We start from the raw sequence: 4,537 nt of genomic DNA on the forward strand, positions 1-4,537 counted from the left end.
GGGTGGGGTGGGGTGGGGTGGTGCGTGGGGGAGGTGCGTGTGGACGTGCGTGTGGACGTGCGTGGGATGGGTGCGTGGGGGAGAGGCGGGCCGGCCGGCTCCCGCCGGACCGGGGTCGGCTCGGCGGGAGCGGGCGGACTCCGGTATCAGGCCAGGGACTTCTGCGACGGCACCACGACTCCGTAGAGGTCCTGGACCGTGGCGAGCGCGGCTTCGTGCAGCTGCTCGGCGGGGATGCCGTTCGGGTTCCCCTTCAACGGCAGCGGCCGGGTGGCCGAGGCGTCGGCGACCACGGTCGGCTGGTAGCCGTTGAGGAAGGCGCCCTGGGCGGTGAACAGGACACACATGTTGGTCATGAATCCGGCGACGATCACCTTCTTGTGCCCGGCCTTCTTGACCTTGTCGGCGAGATCGGTGCCGTGGAAGGCGTTGGGCACGCTCTTCTCGACGACCTGCTCCCCCTTGGCGGGCTTGAGCGCGGGGATGATCTGCCCGGCCTTCGACTTCAGGTCGTAACCCTTGTCGACGATGTGGATGACCGGGGTGTCCGCCTCGCGGGCCCGCTTCAGCAGGGCCGCCGCGTTGTCCACCGCGGGCTGCCATCCGTCGAGTTCCATCACACCGTCGGTGTACGTGTTCTGGTAGTCGACGAGGATGAGCGTCGCGTCGGACAGTCCGGCCGGGGTCTCGTCGAAGCCGTTGAGCTTCCTCAGGGTCGTGGTGCCGGCGGCGACGTTCGTCCCGGTGCCGGCGGTCGACGCCGAGGCGGAGGCCGACGGCCCGTCCTCATGGGAGGCGGCCTCGGAACTCCCGCCGCACGCGGCGACGGTGGCCGCGAGAGCGGCGGCGGTGCAGAGCGCGAGGGCTGAACGCAGTGGCTTCATCGGTCGAGGTCCTCCTCGGACGTGACGACGACCCCGTACAGGTCGGCGATGGTGGCGAGGGCGCCGAGGTGCACCTGGCGGGCGTCCGGCTCCGTACCCACGACCGGCAGGGAGCGGGTGGCGTCGGCGTCGGCCACGACGGTGGGCCGGTTGCCGGGCAGGAAGGCTCCCTGAGCGGTGAACGCCACACACGTGTGGGTCATGAACCGGGCGATGACGAGATCGCTCCTGCCCGCCTCGTCGACGAGCCGGCCCAGGTCGGTGCCGTGGAAGGTGTCGGGGGCCTGCTTGACGACCACGGGCTCGCCGTCGGCGGGCGCCACGTTCGGATGGATCCGGCCGATCTCCGCCCGGATGTCGTACGGCGTGCCCTCGCCGCCGTCGTTCACGACGTGGATGACCTCGGCGCCCTCCCGGCGGGCGCGTTCCGGTAACCGGGCGGCGGCGTCGAGGGCGGGTTGCCAGCCGTCCAGCTCCATGACGCCGGTCGTATAGGTGTTCTGATAGTCGATCAGGACCAGGGTCGAGTCGGCGAGCTTCGCGGGCGTCTCGTCGAGGCCGGTGAGCTGACGCAGCGTCGTTCCGGGCATGGAACACCACCTGTGGGTGAGGGAGTTGGGAGTGGCAGGCGGTCGGTGCGACGACCCGCACCCATGACGCTATGGCCCGGCACGTACGGCAGCAATGTCATCTAGCATGCAGAAAATGACATCGCCGTCGCCGGCCAGGGGGGCTTGTGAACACCGTCGAACGACTGATCGTCATCGTGCTCTTCGAGGGCGTCGACCTGCTCGACGTCACGGGGCCGCCGGAGGTGTTCTCCCTCGCGCGACGCGAGACGGAGGAGGCGGCGGGCTACGAGGTGGTCCTCGCCGCGCGGACCATGGACCCCATCGTCACCGCCGCCGGGGTCCGGGTCCTGCCCGACGCCACCTTCGACGAGCTGATGACGAGGAGCATCGACACACTCGTGGTGCCCGGCTCGGTCGAGGTCGACAGCCGTCGCCGTGTGCACGCGCTGGTCGACCCGGACGTGGTCGAACAGGTACGACGGCTCGCTCCCCGGACCCGGAGGATCACCTCCGTCTGCGTCGGCGCGCACATCCTCGCCGCCTCCGGGCTCCTCGACGGCAAGCGGGCCACCACGCACTGGTCCACCGCCCAGCAGCTCGCCGCCGACCATCCCGCGGTCGAGGTCGACTCCGACCCGATCTTCATCCGCGAGGGGAACGTGTGGACCGGAGCGGGGATCAGCGCCTGCCTGGACCTGTCGCTCGCGCTCATCGCCGACGACCTCGGCGAAGCCGTCGCCCTGCGCGTCGCACGGCAACTGGTGATGTACCTCAAACGGCCGAGCGGACAGAGCCAGTTCAGCGTCCCGCTGGAGCAGGTCTCCACGACCCGGCGCATCGAGGAACTCCGCCACCACATCCTGCGCCACATCGCCGAACCGCTCACCGTCGCGCACCTCGCCGAACAGGCCCACATCAGCGACCGGCAGCTCGCCCGGATCTTCAAGAACGAACTGGGCATGACACCGCACGCCTACATCGAATCGGTCCGCGTCGAGCGGGCCCGCAACCAGCTGGAGACCACCGACAACACCCTGGATCGCATCGCCACCACCTGTGGCTTCGGCACCGTCGACACGCTGGTCAGAGCCTTCCGCCGCCGACTCGACACGACACCGACCGAGTACCGGCGCCGGTTCCGCACCAGCGCCGACTGAACAGGGCGGCCCCTGCCACGATCGGCCGAGTTGTGCTACTGTCTTGGTGTTGCAGTTGTGGTACCCATGAACCTATGTGCGCCTGACGGGAATGTTTCTCTCAGGCGCATTATTTGTTTTTCCGGCGTCTCCGGATGGGGCCTCTGCCTACAGAAGGAGAAGGTCATGGCACAGGGAACCGTGAAGTGGTTCAACGCCGAAAAGGGTTTCGGCTTCATCCAGCAGGACGGCGGCGGTCCCGACGTCTTCGCCCACTACTCGAACATCGCGACGCAGGGATTCCGTGAGCTCCAGGAGGGCCAGCGGGTCTCCTTCGACGTCACGCAGGGCCAGAAGGGCCCGCAGGCGGAGAACATCGTCCCCGCCTGATCGCCGGACGCGTATCCGCACACCGGGGTCCGCACCATCACGGTGCGGACCCCGGTGTGCGCTGTTTCCAGGAAGGCAGAAAACCGCATGCCCCGCAGGCCCCAGAAGCCGAACCGACGCGCCTCCTCACCCCGGCCGTCCGAGTCGTCGCCCAGGGAATTCCGGTTGCCGGAAAGCACCACCCCCGCACTCCCCGCCGTCGACGACTTCGCCGCTCTGGACATGCCGGAAGGGCTGCTGAAGACCCTCACCGCGCAGGGTGTGACCACCCCTTTCCCGATCCAGGGCGCCACCCTGCCCAACTCGCTGGCCGGCCGTGACCTGCTGGGACGGGGACGCACCGGCTCCGGGAAGACCCTCGCCTTCGGGCTGGCGGTGCTGGCCCGCACGGCCGGACTGCGGGCGCGGCCCACGGCACCTCTCGCCCTCGTGCTGGTGCCCACCCGGGAACTGGCCCAGCAGGTGACGGACGCGCTGGCCCCCTATGCGACGGCGGTGAACCTCCGGCTGACCACCGTGGTCGGCGGGCTGTCCATCACCAAGCAGGCCGCTGCGCTCCGGCGCGGCGCCGAAGTGCTCGTGGCCACTCCCGGCAGGCTCAACGACCTCGTCGACCGCGGGGACTGCGTGCTCGACGACGTACGCATCACGGTGCTGGACGAAGCCGACCAGATGACCGACATGGGCTTCCTGCCGCAGATCACCAAGGTGATCGAGAACGTACGGCCCGACGGTCAGCGCATGCTCTTCTCGGCCACCCTGGACCGCAACATCGACCGCCTGGTGCAGCGGTTCCTGACCGACCCCGTGGTGCACTCCGTGGACCCCTCCGCCGGAGCGGTGACCACCATGGAGCACCACGTGCTCCACGTCCAGGACGAGACCGACAAGAAGGCCGTCACCACGCGCATCGCGGCCCGTGACGGCCGGGTCATCCTCTTCCTCGACACCAAGCGGTCCGCCGACCGGCTCGCCAAGCAGCTGCTGGCCGTCGGTGTCCGCGCGGCGGCCCTGCACGGGGGCCGCTCCCAGCCGCAGCGCAACCGCACCCTGGAACAGTTCAAGAACGGCCAGGTCACCGCGCTGGTGGCGACGAACGTCGCGGCCCGGGGCATCCACGTCGACGACCTCGACCTCGTCGTCAACGTCGATCCCCCCACCGACCACAAGGACTACCTCCACCGGGGCGGCCGTACGGCCCGCGCCGGCGGCTCCGGCAGTGTGGTCACGCTGGTCCTGCCCACGCAGAAGCGGGACGTCACCCGGCTCATGTCGGACGCGGGCATCCGCCCCCGGACGGCCCGCGTCACGTCGAGCGACGCGGAACTGGCCACCATCACCGGCGCCCGCGAGCCCTCCGGCGTGGCCGTCACCATCGAGGTGCCCCAGCAGGCGGCGCCGAAGGCGTCCCGCCCGCAGGGCAACTCCGGCACCGGCCCCGGCAGGCGATCCGGCCGCCGGCGTCGTGGCGGCGGCGGTGCCGAGGCGGCGACGGGCGGCGCCACGAGGGCGGACGGCCGGGGCGGCGAGCGCCGGGCCGCGGCCGGGGGGACGG

5 protein-coding genes are annotated in these 4,537 nt (G+C 70.4%); 3 read left to right on the top strand and 2 right to left on the bottom strand.

Features of this window, described 5'->3' with window-relative positions; all coding sequences use genetic code 11:
• Positions 1 to 146: 146 nt before the first annotated feature.
• Both IF37_RS0137855 and IF37_RS0137860 read right to left on the bottom strand, forming a co-directional pair.
• The gene (locus IF37_RS0137855; protein WP_079166073.1) at positions 147 to 884 is read right to left on the bottom strand and encodes a cysteine hydrolase family protein; all 738 of its coding nucleotides are present in this window, start codon (positions 882 to 884) and stop codon (positions 147 to 149) included.
• Positions 881 to 1,474, bottom strand: a complete 594-nt coding sequence (locus tag IF37_RS0137860) for a cysteine hydrolase family protein (protein WP_030754061.1) — start codon at positions 1,472 to 1,474, stop codon at positions 881 to 883. The genes IF37_RS0137855 and IF37_RS0137860 overlap by 4 nt, the downstream gene beginning before the upstream one ends.
• 146 nt (positions 1,475 to 1,620) lie before the next feature.
• On the opposite strand from IF37_RS0137860, the gene IF37_RS0137865 reads away from it, so the two are divergent.
• The 3 genes from IF37_RS0137865 to IF37_RS0137875 all read left to right on the top strand — a co-directional run.
• The gene (locus tag IF37_RS0137865; RefSeq protein ID WP_030754063.1) at positions 1,621 to 2,613 is read left to right on the top strand and encodes a GlxA family transcriptional regulator; all 993 of its coding nucleotides are present in this window, start codon (positions 1,621 to 1,623) and stop codon (positions 2,611 to 2,613) included.
• 165 nt (positions 2,614 to 2,778) lie between these two features.
• Positions 2,779 to 2,982 (top strand): cold-shock protein, encoded by a 204-nt coding sequence (locus IF37_RS0137870; protein ID WP_023544341.1) that lies wholly within the window; start codon positions 2,779 to 2,781, stop codon positions 2,980 to 2,982.
• Between the two features lie 87 nt (positions 2,983 to 3,069).
• The coding region (locus tag IF37_RS0137875; RefSeq protein WP_037858193.1) for a DEAD/DEAH box helicase at positions 3,070 to 4,537 on the top strand (1,468 nt) is incomplete at its 3' end.

Source organism: Streptomyces sp. NRRL S-31 (genome assembly GCF_000718775.1).
Taxonomy (GTDB): Bacteria; Actinomycetota; Actinomycetes; order Streptomycetales; family Streptomycetaceae; genus Streptomyces.